General features: G+C 65.4%; 13 protein-coding genes. 5 read left to right on the forward strand and 8 right to left on the reverse strand.

What is annotated here, in order from left to right; translation table 11 throughout:
- Positions 1–49 precede the first annotated feature (49 nt).
- A complete protein-coding gene (gene metE / locus KUV74_RS08400) occupies positions 50–2,350 on the reverse strand; it encodes a 5-methyltetrahydropteroyltriglutamate--homocysteine S-methyltransferase (RefSeq protein ID WP_222516088.1) in 2,301 nt (766 codons plus the stop codon).
- Between the two features lie 104 nt (positions 2,351–2,454).
- On the opposite strand from metE, the gene KUV74_RS08405 reads away from it, so the two are divergent.
- Positions 2,455–3,369: a LysR family transcriptional regulator gene (locus KUV74_RS08405; protein WP_045991224.1), complete on the forward strand. Its 915-nt coding sequence runs from the start codon at positions 2,455–2,457 to the stop codon at positions 3,367–3,369.
- A 176-nt stretch (positions 3,370–3,545) separates the two neighbouring features.
- Here KUV74_RS08405 and KUV74_RS08410 read toward each other — a convergent pair whose 3' ends face one another.
- Both KUV74_RS08410 and KUV74_RS08415 read right to left on the reverse strand, forming a co-directional pair.
- Positions 3,546–5,150 (reverse strand): ATP-binding protein, encoded by a 1,605-nt coding sequence (locus KUV74_RS08410; protein ID WP_222516089.1) that lies wholly within the window; start codon positions 5,148–5,150, stop codon positions 3,546–3,548.
- A 4-nt stretch (positions 5,151–5,154) separates the two neighbouring features.
- Complete coding sequence (locus KUV74_RS08415; RefSeq protein ID WP_083970186.1) at positions 5,155–5,868, reverse strand: winged helix-turn-helix domain-containing protein; 714 nt, start codon at positions 5,866–5,868, stop codon at positions 5,155–5,157.
- A gap of 380 nt (positions 5,869–6,248) precedes the next feature.
- Between KUV74_RS08415 and KUV74_RS08420 the strand changes: the two genes are divergently transcribed.
- The 3 genes from KUV74_RS08420 (at position 6,249) to KUV74_RS08430 (ending at position 10,938) form a co-directional block, all read left to right on the forward strand.
- Positions 6,249–9,137 (forward strand): ribonucleoside-diphosphate reductase subunit alpha, encoded by a 2,889-nt coding sequence (locus KUV74_RS08420; protein WP_108132263.1) that lies wholly within the window; start codon positions 6,249–6,251, stop codon positions 9,135–9,137.
- Between the two features lie 132 nt (positions 9,138–9,269).
- Positions 9,270–10,514: a ribonucleotide-diphosphate reductase subunit beta gene (locus tag KUV74_RS08425; protein ID WP_124803534.1), complete on the forward strand. Its 1,245-nt coding sequence runs from the start codon at positions 9,270–9,272 to the stop codon at positions 10,512–10,514.
- Positions 10,515–10,629: 115 nt separating this feature from the next.
- The gene (locus KUV74_RS08430; protein ID WP_045991229.1) at positions 10,630–10,938 is read left to right on the forward strand and encodes a hypothetical protein; all 309 of its coding nucleotides are present in this window, start codon (positions 10,630–10,632) and stop codon (positions 10,936–10,938) included.
- Between the two features lie 96 nt (positions 10,939–11,034).
- Here KUV74_RS08430 and KUV74_RS08435 read toward each other — a convergent pair whose 3' ends face one another.
- The 5 genes from KUV74_RS08435 to KUV74_RS08455 all read right to left on the reverse strand — a co-directional run bounded on the left by KUV74_RS08435 (position 11,035) and on the right by KUV74_RS08455 (position 16,293).
- On the reverse strand, positions 11,035–11,271 hold the full coding sequence (locus KUV74_RS08435) for a hypothetical protein (RefSeq protein ID WP_045991287.1): 237 nt from the start codon (positions 11,269–11,271) through the stop codon (positions 11,035–11,037).
- A 109-nt stretch (positions 11,272–11,380) separates the two neighbouring features.
- Complete coding sequence (locus KUV74_RS08440) at positions 11,381–12,334, reverse strand: DMT family transporter (protein ID WP_222516090.1); 954 nt, start codon at positions 12,332–12,334, stop codon at positions 11,381–11,383.
- Between the two features lie 48 nt (positions 12,335–12,382).
- Positions 12,383–13,168: a helix-turn-helix transcriptional regulator gene (locus tag KUV74_RS08445; protein ID WP_213228579.1), complete on the reverse strand. Its 786-nt coding sequence runs from the start codon at positions 13,166–13,168 to the stop codon at positions 12,383–12,385.
- Between the two features lie 315 nt (positions 13,169–13,483).
- Entirely contained in the window at positions 13,484–13,729 is a 246-nt protein-coding gene (locus tag KUV74_RS08450; RefSeq protein ID WP_261395200.1) for a hypothetical protein, read from the reverse strand.
- 89 nt (positions 13,730–13,818) lie between these two features.
- Entirely contained in the window at positions 13,819–16,293 is a 2,475-nt protein-coding gene (locus tag KUV74_RS08455) for a PQQ-binding-like beta-propeller repeat protein (RefSeq protein WP_222516091.1), read from the reverse strand.
- 270 nt (positions 16,294–16,563) lie between these two features.
- Between KUV74_RS08455 and KUV74_RS08460 the strand changes: the two genes are divergently transcribed.
- Positions 16,564–17,181 carry a glutathione S-transferase family protein gene (locus KUV74_RS08460; RefSeq protein WP_108132258.1) on the forward strand — a complete coding sequence of 206 codons (618 nt, stop codon included), beginning with the start codon at positions 16,564–16,566 and terminating at the stop codon, positions 17,179–17,181.
- Positions 17,182–17,405 lie beyond the last annotated feature (224 nt).

Below are 17,405 nucleotides of genomic sequence, written 5' to 3' on the forward strand. Positions count from 1 at the left end.
GTTCAACCGCGCTTCCCGGCGTCGTGGGCCCTCTAGTGCTGCGCGGTCGTCAGGCGTGGCGTCGACGCAGCTCCTTGGCGGCCTGGACCATATTGGCCAGCGCCGGCGTCACCTCATCCCACTGACGGGTCTTGAGGCCGCAGTCCGGGTTGACCCACAGCCGCTCCAGCGAGATGCGCTCGGCGGCCTTTTCCATCAGCGCCACCATCCAGTCCACCTCGGGCAGGTTCGGTGAATGGATGTCGTAGACCCCCGGTCCGATCTCGTTGGGATAGTCGAAGTCACGGAAGGCGTCGAGCAACTCCATGTCGGAGCGCGAGGTCTCGATGGTGATGACGTCGGCGTCCAGCTCGGCGATGGAGGCGATGATGTCGTTGAACTCGGAGTAGCACATGTGGGTGTGGATCTGGGTCGCATCCGCTACGCCGCTGGCCGACAGGCGGAACGCCTCCACCGCCCAGTCCAGATACTCCTGCCACTCGGCCTTGCGCAGCGGCAGCCCTTCCCGCAGCGCCGGCTCGTCGATCTGGATGGCGCGAATGCCTGCCGCCTCCAGGTCACACACCTCGTCACGCAGTGCCAGGGCGATCTGGCGGCAGGTGGTCGCGCGAGGCTGGTCATCGCGCACGAAGGCCCACTGCAGCATGGTCACCGGGCCGGTCAGCATGCCCTTCATCGGCGCCCCGGTCAGCGACTGGGCGTAGCGGCTCCACTCCACCGTCATCGGTGCTGGACGGCTCACGTCGCCGAACAGGATCGGTGGCTTGACGCAGCGTGACCCATAGCTCTGGACCCAGCCGAAGCGGGTGAAGGCGTAACCGTCGAGCTGCTCACCGAAGTACTCGACCATGTCGTTACGCTCGGCCTCGCCGTGGACCAGCATGTCCAGGCCCAGCTCTTCCTGCAGCCGCACCGCCTGGGCGATCTCCTCGCGCATCCTGGCGTGGTAGTCGTCAGCGGACAGGCGTCCTGCCTTGTGGTCACGACGGGCAGCGCGAATCTCGGCGGTCTGGGGGAAGGAGCCGATGGTGGTGGTCGGAAACAGCGGCAGTCCAAGGGCGCGACGCTGCTGCTCGGCACGCTGCAGATAGGGGCTCGGGCGCTGGCTGTCGGCCTCGCCAAGCGCCGCCAGGCGTGCCCCGACCTCGGGACGATGAATCCGTGGCGACTCACGCCGCGAGGCAATCGCCTGCACGCAAGCCGCCAGCAGCGCCTCGTCTTCGGGTCGCACCCGGCCAGCGAGCAGTCTTGCCAGGGTCACGGTCTCGCCGAGCTTCTGGCGAGCGAAGGCCAGCCAGCTTCTGAACTCGGCGTCGAGCTCGGTCTCGCGCTCCAGGTCCACCGGCACATGCAGCAGCGAGCAGCTGGGGGCGATCCACAGACGCTCGCCCAGACGGCTGGCGGCGTTGGTCCACTGATCGCGCAGGGCAGCCAGGTCGGCGCGCCAGATGTTGCGTCCGTCGATGACGCCCAGCGACAGCACCTTGTGAGGCAGCAGACGGTCGACCACCGTCTCGACCTCCTGTGGGGCACGCACGGCGTCCAGGTGCAGCCCCGCCACCGGCAGATTGACCGCCAGGGTCAGGTTGTCGCCGAGGCCGCCGAAGTAGTTGGCCACCAGCAGCTTGACCCCCGACCCCTGCAGATGATGGTAGGCACGTTCGAAGGCTACCTTCCAGTCGCCGGGCAGGTCCTGGGCCAGGGCCGGCTCGTCGAGCTGCACCCACTCCACACCCAGCTTGGCGAGTCTGGCGAACACCTCGGCGTAGACCGCCAGCACACCATCGAGCAGCGCCAGACGATCGAAGGACGACTCGCCCCGCTCCTTGCCGAGCCACAGCCAGGTCAGCGGCCCGACCAGCGCCACTTTGACCGCGTGCCCCTGCTGCTGCGCCTCGACGACCTCGTCGAACAGCCGCGTGCTGGCCAGGCGGAAGTCCTGCCCCTGGTGCAGTTCCGGTACCAGATAGTGATAGTTGGTATCGAAGTACTTGGTCATCTCGCAGGCGGCGGCGGGCTCGCCGCTGGGCGCGCGGCCCCGGGCCATGCGAAAGGCGGTGTCCAGATCGACTTCACCACGCTCGAGCTCGGCCTTGGCAGCAAAACGCGCCGGCACCGCACCCAGCAGCAGCGACACGTTGAGCACCTGGTCATAGAAGGCGAAGTCGCCCACCGTCACCAGGTCCAGTCCCGCCTCGCGCTGATCCTGCCAGTGACGCTTGCGCAACTCGCGACCGGTCGCCTCCAGGCTGGCCCGATCGGCGTCGCCCTTCCAGTAGGCTTCGGTGGCGCGCTTGAGCTCGCGGTCGGCACCGATGCGGGGATACCCCAGAATATGAGAAAAAGTCATGGTGATTCACCTTGATCATGAATGATACGACGAAGTGTCGCTGGCATCCGAAGGGTGAATCAAACTAAACTTCTTAATCTTTACTATGAAAGAAGCTCACGATAATGCTCGAACTCCGTCATCTGCGCACTCTGATAGCGCTGCGCGACGCCGGCTCCCTGGTGGAGGCCGCCGAACGGGTCCACCTGACCCAGTCGGCGCTGTCCCACCAGCTCAAGGATCTGGAGGAGCGTCTGGGCGGGCCACTGTTCCTGCGCAAGACCCGGCCGGTGGAGTTCACCCGAGCCGGGCTGCGCCTCTTGAACCTGGCCGAACAGATCCTGCCCCAGGTGCGCATGGCCGAGCGTGACCTGGCGCGCCTGGCCGGCAACGAGCAGGGCCGCCTGCACATGGCGATCGAGTGTCATAGCTGCTTTCAGTGGCTGATGCCCACCGTGGATCACTTCCGCGACCATTGGCCGGAGGTCGAGATCGACATCCCCGGCGGCCACCACTTCGATCCGCTGCCGGCGCTGGCCCGCGAGCAGCTCGATCTGGTGATCACCGCCGACCCCCAACCCCTGCCCGGCGTTCACTACGAGCCGCTGTTTCGCTACGAAGGCCTGCTCGCCGTGGCGCGTCAGCATGCCCTGGCCGGGCGCTCCCACGTCTCGCCGCAGGATCTGGCCGACCTGACCCTGATCACCTACCCGGTGGAACGTTCGCGTCTGGATGTGTTCACCCAGTTCCTCGACCCGGCCGGCGTCACCCCCAGGGAGGTGCGCACCGCCGAACTGACGATCATGATGATGCAACTGGTGGCCAGCGGTCGCGGAGTCTGTGCGCTGCCCAACTGGGCACTGACCGAGTACCTGGAGCGGGACTACGTCAAGGCCGTCGCGCTGGGCGAGGATGGTGTCTGGAGCACGCTCTTCGCCGCCATCCGCGAAGACACCCGGGAAGCCCCCTGGATGGTCGACTTTCTGCGCACCGCGCGGGAGACGTCCTTTGCGGTACTGGAAGGGATCAAGCCTGCCTGAAAGACGGGAGCACACTCTCTATTCCAGCAGCGATCCGCGAAGACACCCGGGAAGCCCCGTGGATGGTCGACTTTCTGCGCACCGCGCGGGAGACGTCCTTTGCGGTGCTGGAAGGGATCAAGCCGGCCTGAGGCGAGATCAGCGAGGGCGTGACGCAGTAAGTTCAGGTGGTGGTCTCAGACCCGGCGGGGGATGATCAGCGAGAATCGCGCGCCCTTCAGGCCGGGACTCTCGTCCACGCTGACGGTGCCGCCGTGCCAGGCCATCACCTTCTGCACGATGGACAGCCCCAGCCCGTAGCCGCCGGAGCGGCGGGTTCGGCTGTCGTCCAGGCGGGCGAAGGGCTTGAAGATATCCTGGCGCGCCTCCGGCGGGACCCCTTCCCCATCGTCCTCCACGTCGACCCTCACCTGGTTGGGTTCGTCGAGCAGACTGACCTTGACCCGAGTGCGGGCGTGGCGGCAGGCGTTGGCCACCAGGTTCTGGGTGGCCCGCTGCAGATAGCGGGAATCGGCGTGGACCTCGATCTCCGGCCCCGCAGACAGACGCACGTCAAGATTGCCGTGCAACGGCATCAGGGAGTCGATCACCCGCTCGCAGATGTCACGCAGCTCCACCGGTTCGGGGGAAGCTTCGACACCGTGGATTGTCTCGCTGTCGAGGCGCGCATAGGTGAGGATTTCGTCGATCAGATCGTCGAGTTCATCGATGTCGCTGTCGACCCCCTGCAACTGGCGCCTGACCAGGGCGTCCTCGGACATGTCCTCGACCATCTGCACCGCAAAGCGAATCCTCGCCACCGGCGTCCTGAGTTCGTGGGACACTGCCCGGATCATGTCCTGCTGGGCCCGCAACAGCGACTGCACCTGGGAGGCCATGCCGTTGAAGGCCATGCCGACACGCCCGAGAAAGTCGCCGCTCTCGACCTTGACCCGGGTGTCGAGGCGACCGCTGGCAAGCCGGGTGGCGGCCATCTCGAGTCGCGCCATGCGCGCCTCGATACCCCGCACAATCAGGTAGATGACGATCGCCAGTGCGCCCATCAGCAGCACCAGCATCGACGCCAACAGCGCCGGCGGAAGCGCCTCGTAGCTGGCCATCGGCCCTACCGTGAGCCAGAAGGGGGCTTCGCCAGGCGGCGTCACCTGCATGAACAGCACCACTGACCAGTGCTCGGGCAGTAGCTGCATCATCACCTCGCCACCGGCCAGGCGGTTGCGCTGACGTGGCTCGAGGATATCCGGAGGGGACTGGCTGATCGATACCGGCAGGTCGCCGCGGGTCATGCTGTCGATGCTCGCCTGGCGCGCCCCCGCCGGCAGGCTGGCGAGCCATTCCCCGCTGAGCTGGGTCAGGCCCCGCAACTGGCGCTCCGACATGCCGGACAGCGACACCTGCAGGACCGCGCCACCGGCGGGCATCAGCCGCCAGAAGCGCCACTCATGGGGACTGTCACGCCCGACCAGCACGCCGCCGCGCTGCAGTCGAAGACGGGTGAAGTAGCTCGGCGACAGCGACGACAGGGGCACGATCGACATCGACATGTCCAGCGCCTCGGACTTCTCGGCCATCCACTCACGCCGCTCGCCCCGCGGCATGCTGTCGATCATCGTCGCCAACAGGTGCATGGGCGCCTCGGCCAGCTGTTCGCGATAGTGCTCGATGCGCACCTTGTCGATCAGCGTCATGCCCACCATCGCCACGCCGAGCGCCAGCACCAGGGTCGCCGCCAGCATGACGTAGACCCGCAGGAAGGTACTGTCGGCCAGGGCGCGACGCATGGGTTCAGCTGTCCTTCACGAACAGATAGCCCTTGCTCCTGACCGTCTTGATGCGGTGCGGATGATGGGGGTCATCGCCTATCTTGGGCCGAATCCGCGACACCCGCACGTCGATGGAGCGGTCCTGGCCGTCGTAGCGGATGCCACGCAACTGGGAAAAGATTTCTTCGCGGGTCAGCACCCGACCGGCATGGCTGGCCAGCAGCCACAAAAGGTCGAACTCGGCGCTGGTCAGATCGATACGCTCGCCCTTGAGCCAGGCCTCGCGGGTGGCGTTGTCGATTTCCAGGTCCTGGAACGTCAAGCGGCTTTCGCCACTGACCTCGGCTCCGTCGAGACGACGCAGCAGGGCACGCATGCGTGCCAGCAGTACCCTCGGCTGCACCGGCTTCGGCACATAATCGTCGGCGCCCATCTCGAGCCCCAGGACCTGATCCATGTCGTCAGTCCGCGCGGTCAGCATCAGGATCGGACCACCGTAGTCGCTGCGAACACGACGACAGATCGACAGGCCATCCTCGCCCGGCAGCATCAGATCCAGAATCACCAGATCCGGCTGCAGCGACAGAATACGATCGACGCCGCGACCGCCGTCATCCTCCAGGCTCACCCGGAAGCCGTTGGCTTCGAGGTAGTCCCGCGTCAGACCAGCGAGACGCTCATCATCTTCGATGATAAGTACGTGATCCTGTTCTCGTTGCTCTGAACGTTCTTCCATAGGGGGTCTCATTCCTTTTGGCGAATGCCGGGCATTATCCAACCTGGCCGAATGACTGGTGCTGAGCAATGTCACACGCGATAACACAAGGATACCCGAATTTTGCGCTGTCGCCTGCCCTCGCCCTGATGCGCATCAAGGCCGCCACCACGGCGCCCACGCCGGTTGTGCCCAGTTGCCCCCTTGATGACCACACCTCATCCACAGACTTATCCACTTGATGACGGGCAAGAAGCACACTATCTTGTGTCCGAATATCCAGAGAGACACCACATCATGTGTCTCTAGCAATATCACAGAAGCCTGTCAACTGCCTCTTTCTCGCAGTTGGTCACGCCTGTTTTCACGACTTTTTTTACCTCATAGGGAGCCTCGGCGCCATGGATACCCTCGCTAGCCCGGACCGACCGTCCGTCTCCGTCACCGCCCCCGACACGCTGCGCGTGATCAAGCGCACCGGGGACGTGGTGCCCTTCGACGCCGGCAAGATCGCCGTGGCCATCAGCAAGGCATTCATCGCCGTCGAGGGGGACAATGCCGCCACCTCCAGCCGGGTCCGTGACTTCGTCAAGGAATCCGCCGAGGCCATCGAGCAGACCTTTGCCCGTCGCCTGGCCGACGGCGGCACCGTGCACATCGAGGATATTCAGGACCAGGTCGAGCTGGCGCTGATGCGCAGCGGCGAGCAGAAGGTCGCCCGTGCCTACGTGCTGTACCGCGAGGAACACGCCCGCGCCCGCGAGGAAAGCGGCATCGAGAAGCCGCACCCGACCCTCAACGTCACCGCCGCCGACGGCAGCCGTCGTCCGCTGGACCTGGGGCGTATCGAGACCCTGGTGTTCGACGCCTGCGAAGGCCTCGAGAACGTCGACCCCAACAAGATCGTCCAGGACTCGCTGAAGAACCTGTACGACGGCGTGACCATCGACGGCGTGTCCCAGGCGCTGATGATGACCGCCCGCACCCTGGTCGAGAAGGACCCGAACTACACCTACGTCACCGCTCGTCTGCTGCAGGACAACCTGCGCCGCGAGGCGCTGTCGTTCCTCGACGTGGCCGAGGACGCCACCTACGGCGACATGGCCGAGCTCTACAAGCCGGCCTTCGTGCGCTACGTCGAGCGCGGCATCGAGTTCGAACAGCTCGACCCCGAGCTTGCCAACTTCGACCTGGAACGTCTGGGCGAGGCGCTCGACCACAGCCGCGACAACCAGTTCACCTACCTGGGCCTGCAGACCCTGTACGACCGCTACTTCATCCACCGCGATGACGTGCGCTACGAGCTGCCCCAGGTGATGTTCATGCGCGTGGCCATGGGCCTTGCGCTGAACGAGGACGACCGCGAGACGCGGGCCATCGAGTTCTACGAGCTGCTCTCCAGCTTCGACTACATGGCCTCCACCCCGACCCTGTTCAACGCGGGCACCGTGCGCAGCCAGCTCTCCAGCTGCTACCTGACCACCGTGCCGGATGACCTCGAGAGCATCTACGGCGCGATCCGCGACAACGCCATGCTGTCCAAGTGGGCCGGCGGCCTCGGCAACGACTGGACCCCGGTGCGTGCGCTCGGCTCCTACATCAAGGGCACCAACGGCAAGTCCCAGGGTGTGGTCCCCTTCCTCAAGGTGGTCAACGACACCGCCGTCGCGGTCAACCAGGGCGGCAAGCGCAAGGGTGCCGTCTGCGCCTACCTCGAGACCTGGCACCTGGATGTCGAGGAATTCCTCGAGCTGCGCAAGAACACCGGCGATGACCGTCGTCGTACCCATGACATGAACACCGCCAACTGGGTGCCGGACCTGTTCATGAAGCGGGTGTTCAATGACGAGGAGTGGACCCTGTTCTCGCCGTCCACCTGCCCGGACCTGCATGACCTGTACGGCGTGGCCTTCGAGAAGCGCTATGCCGAGTACGAGGAGATGACCCGCAACGGTCAGCTCAAGCTGTTCAAGCGGGTCAAGGCCAAGGACCTGTGGCGCAAGATGCTGTCGATGCTGTTCGAGACCGGCCATCCCTGGATCACCTTCAAGGATGCCTGCAACATTCGCAGCCCCCAGAGCCATGCCGGCGTGGTCCACAGCTCCAACCTGTGCACCGAGATCACCCTCAACACCTCGCCCGACGAGATCGCGGTGTGCAACCTGGGCTCGATCAACCTGGCGCAGCACGTGGTCGACGGCGAGCTCGACAACGACAAGCTCAAGAAGACCGTGCGCACCGCGGTGCGGATGCTCGACAACGTCATCGACATCAACTATTACGCGGTGCCCCAGGCGCGCAACTCCAACTTCAAGCACCGCCCGGTGGGCCTTGGCCTGATGGGCTTCCAGGACGCGCTGTACGCCCAGGGCATCGCCTACGCCAGCGGCGAGGCGGTGGCCTTTGCCGACCGCTCCATGGAGCTGATCAGCTACCACGCCATCGAGGCCTCCAGCGACCTGGCCGCCGAGCGCGGACGCTACGAGAGCTTCGAGGGCTCGCTGTGGAGCCAGGGCGTGCTGCCGATCGACTCCGTCGACAAGCTCAAGGCCGAGCGTGGCGAGCAGTACATCGAGGTCGACACCAGCCAGACCCAGGACTGGGATCGCATCCGTGACAAGGTGCGCAGCCAGGGCATGCGCAACTCCAACGTGATGGCCATCGCCCCCACCGCGACCATCTCGAACATCTGCGGCGTGACCCAGTCGATCGAGCCGACCTATCAGAACCTGTTCGTGAAATCGAACCTGTCCGGCGAGTTCACCGTGGTCAACTCCTGGATGGTCAACGACCTCAAGGAACGCGGCCTGTGGGACGAGGTCATGATCAACGACCTCAAGTACTACGACGGCAGCGTCCAGCCCATCGACCGCATCCCGGACGACCTCAAGGCCAAGTACGCCACCGCCTTCGAGGTCGAGCCCAAGTGGCTGGTCGAAGCCGCCGCACGGCGCCAGAAGTGGATCGACCAGGCCCAGTCGCTGAACCTCTACATTCAGGGCGTGTCCGGCAAGAAGCTCGACGTGACCTACCGCATGGCATGGTTCCGTGGCCTCAAGACCACCTACTACCTGCGCGCCCTCGGCGCCACCTCGGTGGAGAAGTCCACGGTGGACCGCGGCAAGCTCAACGCCGTCTCCAACGGTACCGCACCCCAGGCGTCTGCACCGGCGGCGGCACCCGCAGCCGAGGAGCCCCGCGGCATCGACGACTTCCTCAAGGGCAAGGGTGGCCAGCGTCCGCCGTCCGCCGGGGAAATCGACGAGCTGGGCTGTGAGGCCTGCCAGTAACACCGGCGACAACGCCATGACGGACGTGCAGGCCAGGCCCGCACACCTCGCCCCGGCACCGCCGGGGCCACCAGACAACCCCACGCCGACGCCAGGCGCGTCGGCCGATCAGATGATCGGGAGAGCGCAACAATGCTGAACTGGGACGAGTTCCACGAGGACGACACCGCCACCGCAGAAGTACCTGAGCCGAAGAAGGCCCCCGAGCCGACCCCGGCCCCGGCTGCCGAGGCAACGGATGAGGTGCGCGAAAGCGCCGGCAACTACCAGGCTGCCGACCAGGACCGCATGGCCCGGGCACGCAAGTCGCTGGAAGAACTCGACGTGGCCGCCGGCCTCGAGGAACTCGAGATGGGCGCCGCCCGGATCGAGGTCGACGACAAGAAGATGATCAACGCCCGTGCGGACCTGAACCAGCTGGTGCCGTTCAAGTACGAGTGGGCCTGGCAGAAGTACCTGGACGGCAGTGCCAACCACTGGATGCCCCAGGAAGTGAACATGAACGCGGACATCGCGCTGTGGAAGAGCAACGACGGCCTGACCGCCGACGAGCGCCGCATCGTCGAACGTTCACTGGGCTACTTCTCCACCGCCGACTCGCTGGTCGCCAACAACCTGGTGCTGGCGCTGTATCGCCTGATCACCAACCCGGAGTGCCGCCAGTACCTGCTGCGCCAGGCCTTCGAGGAAGCGATCCACACCCACGCCTACCAGTACTGCGTGGAGTCGCTGGGCATGGATGAGGGCGAAGTCTTCAACATGTACCGCGAGGTCCCGTCGGTCGCCGCCAAGTCCGCCTGGAGCCTCAAGCACACCCAGTCGCTGGCCCGTCCTGACTTCCAGACCGGCACCGTCGAGACCGACCAGGAGCTGCTGCGTAACCTGATCGCCTTCTACTGTGTCACCGAAGGCATCTTCTTCTACTGCGGTTTCAGCCAGATCCTGTCCATGGGCCGGCGCAACAAGATGACCGGCGTGGCCGAGCAGTTCCAGTACATCCTGCGCGACGAGTCGATGCACCTGAACTTCGGTGTCGACATGATCAACCAGATCAAGATCGAGAACCCGAACCTGTGGACGCCGGAGTTCCAGGACGAGGTCACCCAGATGATCCTCGAGGGTACCGAGCTCGAGATCAGCTACGCCCGCGACACCATGCCCCGCGGCGTGCTGGGCATGAACGCGGCGATCATGGAGGAGTACCTGCACTTCATCTGCAACCGTCGCCTGGCCCAGATCGGCCTGAAGGAGCAGTTCCCGGGTGCCCAGAACCCCTTCCCGTGGATGAGTGAAATCATCGATCTGCGCAAGGAGAAGAACTTCTTCGAGACCCGCGTCACCGAGTATCAGGTCGGCGGCGCGCTGAGCTGGGATTGATCGAGACGACGCCCGGGCCTGACGGCTCGGGCGTCTTTCCTTCACTCCACCGACAACCCCACCAGGGAATGGCGACACCACCAATGTTCTGACGTGATTTCAGGAGGGCAACAGCATGGCTGTTTCCAATGGAAGACCCCAGCAGCATGACACCCGCGCCTGGCAGTCCGCCCTGGACCGGGCTCTGGCCGCCCACGGCGGCGAACGCGCCCTGGCCCGCTACGACCACCTGGCCCACGCCTTTCCTTCCCCCGAGTACGATCCCCGCGACGAGCACCACCCGCACCTCAACCTGGACGCCTTGAAGCGCTGGGCGCTCTATCGCGGCTGGCGGGCGCAGCCCGATACCGACCGCATGAGCACGGCCAGTACCCCACCGATCTGCTTTACCCGCTTGTCGCGCCATCGCGTCAGGAGTCATTGACGACGGCCTCACTGGCATAAAAATGCGCAAGGCCCGTCACCGGGCCTTGCGTGTATCGAGCGCTCTGCCGGCGTCATCGGCGTCTTCAGGCAAACCCTAGCGGCTGACCAGCAACCTCGCCTTGGGCTCCACCCTGATCACATCCTGCAGCGCACTGCGCATGGCCTCGCCGGAGCAGGCCGCCGCGCGGCAGAACTGCAGCGCGATTTCATCATCGTGGGCCCTGCCGACCAGGGCGTCGCGGCAGCCGTCGTCACACAGCCGCTCGGCGAGATCCTCGGGGTTCACCCCTCGGGGCAGTCGAAAACGTAGTTCGAAATCGTGTTCTTTCATGACTGGCGTCCTCCTTGAAGACCGACGTTATTGTCGAACGCCGAGGCCAGTTTGAAAGACGCGCCTGAGGCTCCCTATTGTCCCAAGGATACAGTCGCCCGGCTGGGTATCAGTCCGACGCCCGGGACGACCTTCTACGCCCAATCCAGCCGCTGCCGATCAGCATCCCAAGGGTGATCAGCACCGCCGCCCCGGCAAGCCACAGGGTAGGCGCGGCGAAGCCGGTCACCACCAGCACCAGGGTCGACAGCAGCGGCGTGAAGTAGGCCAGCAGACCCAGCAGCCGCAGGTCCCCCTGCTTGACCCCGATATCCCAGGTAAAGAAGGCGCTGCCCACCGGTCCCAGGCCAAGAGCGATGACACCGAACCAGTCGCTGCCCTGGGGCCAGCGACCGGGTTCGAAGGCCAGATGACACGCTGCCGCCAGTATCGCGGTGACCAGACAGAAGCCCCCTACCGCGGCGGTGGGTACCGTGCGGGTGGCCCGGGACAGCACCGAATAGCCACTCCAGACGAAGGCACAGGCGAAGGCGGCGGCGTAGCCCAGGAGGCTACCGCCGGCGTCGACGTCTCCGCCGATCAACAGCACCGCCCCGCCGAAACCGAGCAGGCTACCGACCACGTGAAACCCGCGCAGGCGCTCACCGGGTAGCAGAGCGACAAACAGCACGATCAACAGCGGCCAGAGATAGCTGATCAGGCCGGCGTTGGCCGGCGGCGCGTTCTGCTGGGCGATAAAGTAGAGGGCGTGGTAGCCGAACAGCCCGCCGACGCCCAGCGCCCAGACCAGTGGCGGCTGGCGCATCGGCGCCAGCACCGCCTCGCCGCGCAGGCACTGATAGACCACAAAGCACACAAAGGCCACGCCGAACGCCAGAGCGGTGAGCAGAAACGGTGGCACGGGCCCCGACAACTGGGTAAAGAGGGCCAGCATGGCCCAATTGAGCACCGTGGTGGCACCGATCCAGGTGGCGCGCCTACGCGAGATGTCGACCGCATCGGAGGATGCCCCCGCCTGGGCAGAGGAAGAAGATGAAGAAGAGGAAGATGAGGAAGAGCGCATAAAGACCTCCAGAGCACCGAGGTCTCGAGTGTGGGCCAGCCGCCCACACTAGGTCTTGTACGATTCTGACCTGTAGTGCGTGGCGGTTGCGGCTTGACGCCGCCAGGCGCCGGGAGAAACGTCATGGGCCTCGCGGAAGACGCGGGAAAAGTGGGCGGCGTCGTGGAACCCGCAGACCAGCGCGACCTCGCTGAGGGCCATGGCCGAGCCGGAACGAGTCCGGGCGACCAGCAACTGTCGCGCCAGGGCCAGCCGCTCACGACGCAGCCAGATCGCTGGCGGCACCCCGAGCAGCTCACGAAACTGACGGGCGAAGACCGCCTCGGACAGGTGGCACAGCGCCGCCATCTCCTTGACGCGCCAGGGGTGGGCCAGCTCGCCGCGTAGCCTTGGCAGCAGCTGGAGCAGACGCAGACGCGGCGCCGGGAGCGGCCTGCCGCGCCCTTCATCCAGCGCGTGCTGCAGGCGGGAAAGCCACCGGGCCAGCGCCTCGACGCCGGCGCCCGGGGCAGGCGCGGCCTCGACCAGGCTCGCCGGCGCGCGATAGCCCCTCGCTCGCTCGTTTTCGAAGATCCCCTCCACCCCCAGGGCCTGGCACCAGGCCACCGGCAGGTCAAGCACCAGAATGTCGTTGGCCCCCGGCGCGAGATAGTGGTGAGTCTCGCCGCTGGGGACCGGGGCCAGTACGCCCGGCCCTACGCGCAGACCACGTCCGCCAACGTCCAGTTCCACCATGCCGCCGCGGCCCAGCAACAGCTGCTGAAAGTCGTGGCGGTCACTCAACACTCGGTCTGGATAGTGTCGATGTTCGATCAGGGGGGCGTGGGTGCTCATCGGTCTAGCCCCGCACTCGCTGCGCAGGCAATGGTCGCTTCCCTTGATGCAGGTCAAATGTGATTTGATGACAAAAGATATATGCTCTCATTTACAACCTCATCAGGCTCTGGTAGTGATGAGGACTATCGGAGGTCCTCTCCATGGAACATGCAGGAGGTCCGTCATGGCGACATCCAAGAGTGTCATCAAGCGAGTCTACGTTCCCACCCACGTCAAGACGCTGCCCAATGGCGAGCGCGTCAAGATCCCCGGCCACTATAAACAAAAGGCGCCCGGCGACTGAACAGAGCGCCAGCCTCTGTCCTGCACCAGTCAGATCGAGGACGGCTCCCCGCACACCCGCCACCAGCCAAGCCCCACGGGTACCCCGTAAAGCAGCGCATGGACCAGCAACTCTTCGCCCAGGGCGTAGCCGTGCGACAGCCCGACGCTCAGGTTCCAGGCGCATATCGCCAGCCAGGCGAGGCTGAATATCCACATGGCGGTGTGCTGTCGCGGCTTGGGACAGCGCCACAGCAACACCAGGACCACGACCACCCCGACGACGACAATCAACATGGTTCTCATAGGTGCCCCCTGCGTAACCTGCAATGTTGTTTTTCAGCATAGCCATGGCCGGGCGCGGCGGGACCGACGCCCGCCCTCGCTCACTTCGCGCCAGCCCCTTGGGGCAAAGCCTCGGGCGCTGCGTACACCACCAGTTCGGCGGCATGGTCTGAAGACGCTGCATCTCGCGGCAGGACAAGCGCCACCACGTTCGCCTCGCTCCTGCCCTGGTGAGTGAGTTGGCTTGCACCCCGCGCCCCCTCGACCATTCGCTGGCGCCACAATGCCCGACCATCATCCTGAGCGAAGGCGTAGAGCGCGACTGACCTTGTCTGGGCCGCGACGACCACCGCTGCGTCGCCGGAACTACCCGCGAGCATCATCGGCGTGGACAGGTTCGCCGTTCCGACAGGCAAAGAAAGCTCGAACGGCAAGCGCAACTCCTGGGGCAGTTCGACGTCGAGGTCACCGACGGTGCGACGCCAGACGATCGCCGAGCTATCGCTACCATCACTACCATCACTGCCGTGCAGAGCGTAAAGCGTGGACAGCTCGACCTTGACCAGCTCCCCCCAGGGAGGCGTACGGCAGGATAGCCAGGGATGACGAGGGTCGGCACCACGGGAGCCGACGCTGGCGTAGAGCGCTTGCCCATCCGGGCCGAGCCTCATTGCCACACGGGGTGACGCCAAGGGTAGCGTCGGTCGGATCAGCCGCTCCAGCGACGCCGGCAAGGTGACTGGCCCAGCGCTGTCCCTGGCCCGCAGACGAATACGGCAAAGCAGTTGATCCATCGGCGAAAGTCCCCACATGTCGCGTTCGCGCAGTGCCTTCGGGTCAGAGGGCGGGGTTCGCCAGGTCTCTGCCGACAGTGGCGGTGGTGGCCTCAGGTCGAGCGACGCCAGGGTCTCCCCGCTGGGCATGTCCAGCATCAACAGCCGGCCCTCGCTCGTCGCCACCACCGCGGCCTGGGGTCTATCGTCCAGGCTGACCATGACAACGTCCTTTGCTGCCGTCGACGCTGTAATCGCCGCATCGACAGGCATCGCCCCCTCGCCGGGCGTGGGGGCAAGATCCAGCGCTCGCGTCCATAGCGGTTCGCCGGTGGTCACCTCCAGCGCCGTCACCCGGCCTCCCGGGCCCTGCTCACTCTCATCTCGGACGTTGTCCGGGCGGCGCTCGGTCCCAGAGGCAGCAGGGGCAGCCGGGGCAGCAGGGACAGCAGGGACAGCAGGGGCAGCCACCATCAGCAGGCCCTGGGTCTCATCGACGGCGACGATCCGAAGGTTGTCGGTGCCTGGCGTCTCGGGCCGCCAGCGCCAGATGCGATCGCCGGTGGCGATGTCCAGCGCCACCACCTCGGGGCCGAACCCCGTCAGCAGTACCAGTCGCGAGGTGACCTGGATGCCGGCGGCTCCCTTCAGCACCTCGGCGGATGTGTCGGCACTCATGCCAGCCACTTCGGCCACGTCAGCCACTTCAGCCAGGTCGACCTGGCCGTCGGTGCCGAAACTCTCGCAGTGTCTGCCGGTGTCGGCATCCAGCGCCAGCAAGCGCCGATCTCGGGTGACAACGAACAGCCGCTGCGGACAGACCAGATCGCTTTCCGCGACCCCCTCTTCCCCGGCACCTTCATGGGTCGTCGACATTTCCAGGGGATCCGGCTCGCCCTCCCCGGGGGTCGGCGCAAAGACGCCCTCGACCATATCCTGCGTTCGCTCAGCGGCATCGTGATAGGCAAGCGTGCGACAGGGCCCCAGCGGCTCGATATTGTCCTCGTTGCCCTTTCCATCGCTGTTCGGGTGCCCGTCGCTGTTCGAGTGCGACCAAAGACGCTCGCCGGTAGCGACCATGCGGGCTTCGATACCGCTCGAGGTGCAGACAATCAATCGGTCGTCGATGATGACCAGAGGGAAGGCGGTGGCCAAGTGGCTCTCTGTCTCTCCCTCTGCCTCTGCCTCTGCCTCTGCCTCCGCCCTATCCTGCTCCAGCTCGAGACGCCATAGCGCATCAAGGCCAGTGGCGGACTCACCCTGGGGGTTTGCCGGGGCCTTGGGCACCGAGGAGCCAGAACTCTCGGGACGCGAAGACAAGGACGGTTCGACAGCAGGGAGAAAGGCCAGTAACAGCAGCAAGGACAAGCAAGAGAGCGTCATCAATCCCAGCGCCTGCCTGCAGCAGGCGTAGGCACCGCGGGCGAACCAGGGCAACAGCAGCACCAGCCCCAGCAATGCCGGCAGGCCCAGACGCGGCAGCAGGCGCCAGGCGTCCAGCCCCACTTCCCACAGTGCCCAGCCAAGGGTTGCTCCAAGCAGTAAAGCGTATAGCCCCGGGGCGAGGCGCCATCGTGCCATCAGGCCGCATCCCGTCAGCGCCAGCCCCCCCGCTGCCAGCACGTAGTACGCCGAGCCCCCCAGCGCCAGCAGGTAGCCCCCGGCGGCCAGTGCAACCAACGCTGTCGCCAGCACCAACAGGCCAAGCAGTCGTGCTGGCCACCTTGCGGCACGCCTGTCATCCATCGCCTTACCTCCGGCATCCTTGACTTCGAGTCGGGCCAGCTCGACGCTCTTGCCCATCCTGCCGCTCTTGCCCTTTTGGCCGCTCTCGACACTATTGCCGCTCTTGCCGCGCTAGCCCTTGTCGCTACTGGGGCGCAGCTCCATGCTACAAGGGGTAGACTACCCTTCGGTACGGGTCGGCCCTGACCGCCTGGAACAGGATAGAAGCTGCCAGATGCCACTGCGACTCCCGCAGCGTCGCTCAGTGCCGAATCGCGCTGTCGACCTTCCCGCCTCCCGCAATAGTGACACCATAGACTCATCATCCATGCACCAGGGGACACCTCCATGAATCTCTACGGCGATACACGCTCGGGAAACTGCTACAAGATCAAGCTGCTGGCATCGCTGCTGGACATTCGCATGGTGTGGATAGGCATCGACATCCTGGCCGGGGACACCCGCGAAGAAGACTTCCTGGGCCGCAACCCCAACGGCAAGATCCCCCTGCTCGAGCTGGATGATGGACGCTTTCTGGCAGAATCCAACGCTATCCTCCACTACCTGGCCAGCGGCAGTGAGTGGCTGCCCGAGGATCGTTACCGCCATGCCAAGGTGCTGCAGTGGCAATACTTCGAACAGTACAGTCATGAGCCCTACATCGCAGTGGCGCGCTTCATCTCGCTTTACCTCGGATTGCCGGAGGACCGGCGGGCCGAATTCGACGCCAAGCAGCAAGGCGGCTACAAGGCGCTCGGCGTCATGGAGCGTCAGCTGGAGGCTACGCCCTTTCTGGTGGGCGAGCACCCCACCATCGCCGACATCTCGCTCTACGCCTACACCCATGTGGCCCACGAAGGCGGCTTCGATCTCGGCGCCTTTCCCGGCATTCGTGCCTGGATCCAGCGTATCCAGGCACTGCCAGGCTATGTCGCCCTCGGTGAGGACAGCCTCTCGTCCGAATGAACAAAAACCCCCGCTGCGGCCCACGGCGCTAAAGGTGCCGTGACGCCGGGGGCTGTCCAGCACCGCGAACCAGCCCCCGGCACCAGCACACCGCAGCAAAGCTCCGCCTCAGAGCCCTGCATCAGAGCCCTGTAACAGAGCCCTCCTGCAACAGAGCCCACGCTGCCATCGGCATAACATGCATGCCGGTGACATCAGGTATGCTATGGGGCCCACCCACGAGC

Source organism: Halomonas sp. DP1Y21-3, assembly GCF_019801245.1.
GTDB lineage: Bacteria > Pseudomonadota > Gammaproteobacteria > Pseudomonadales > Halomonadaceae > Halomonas > Halomonas litopenaei.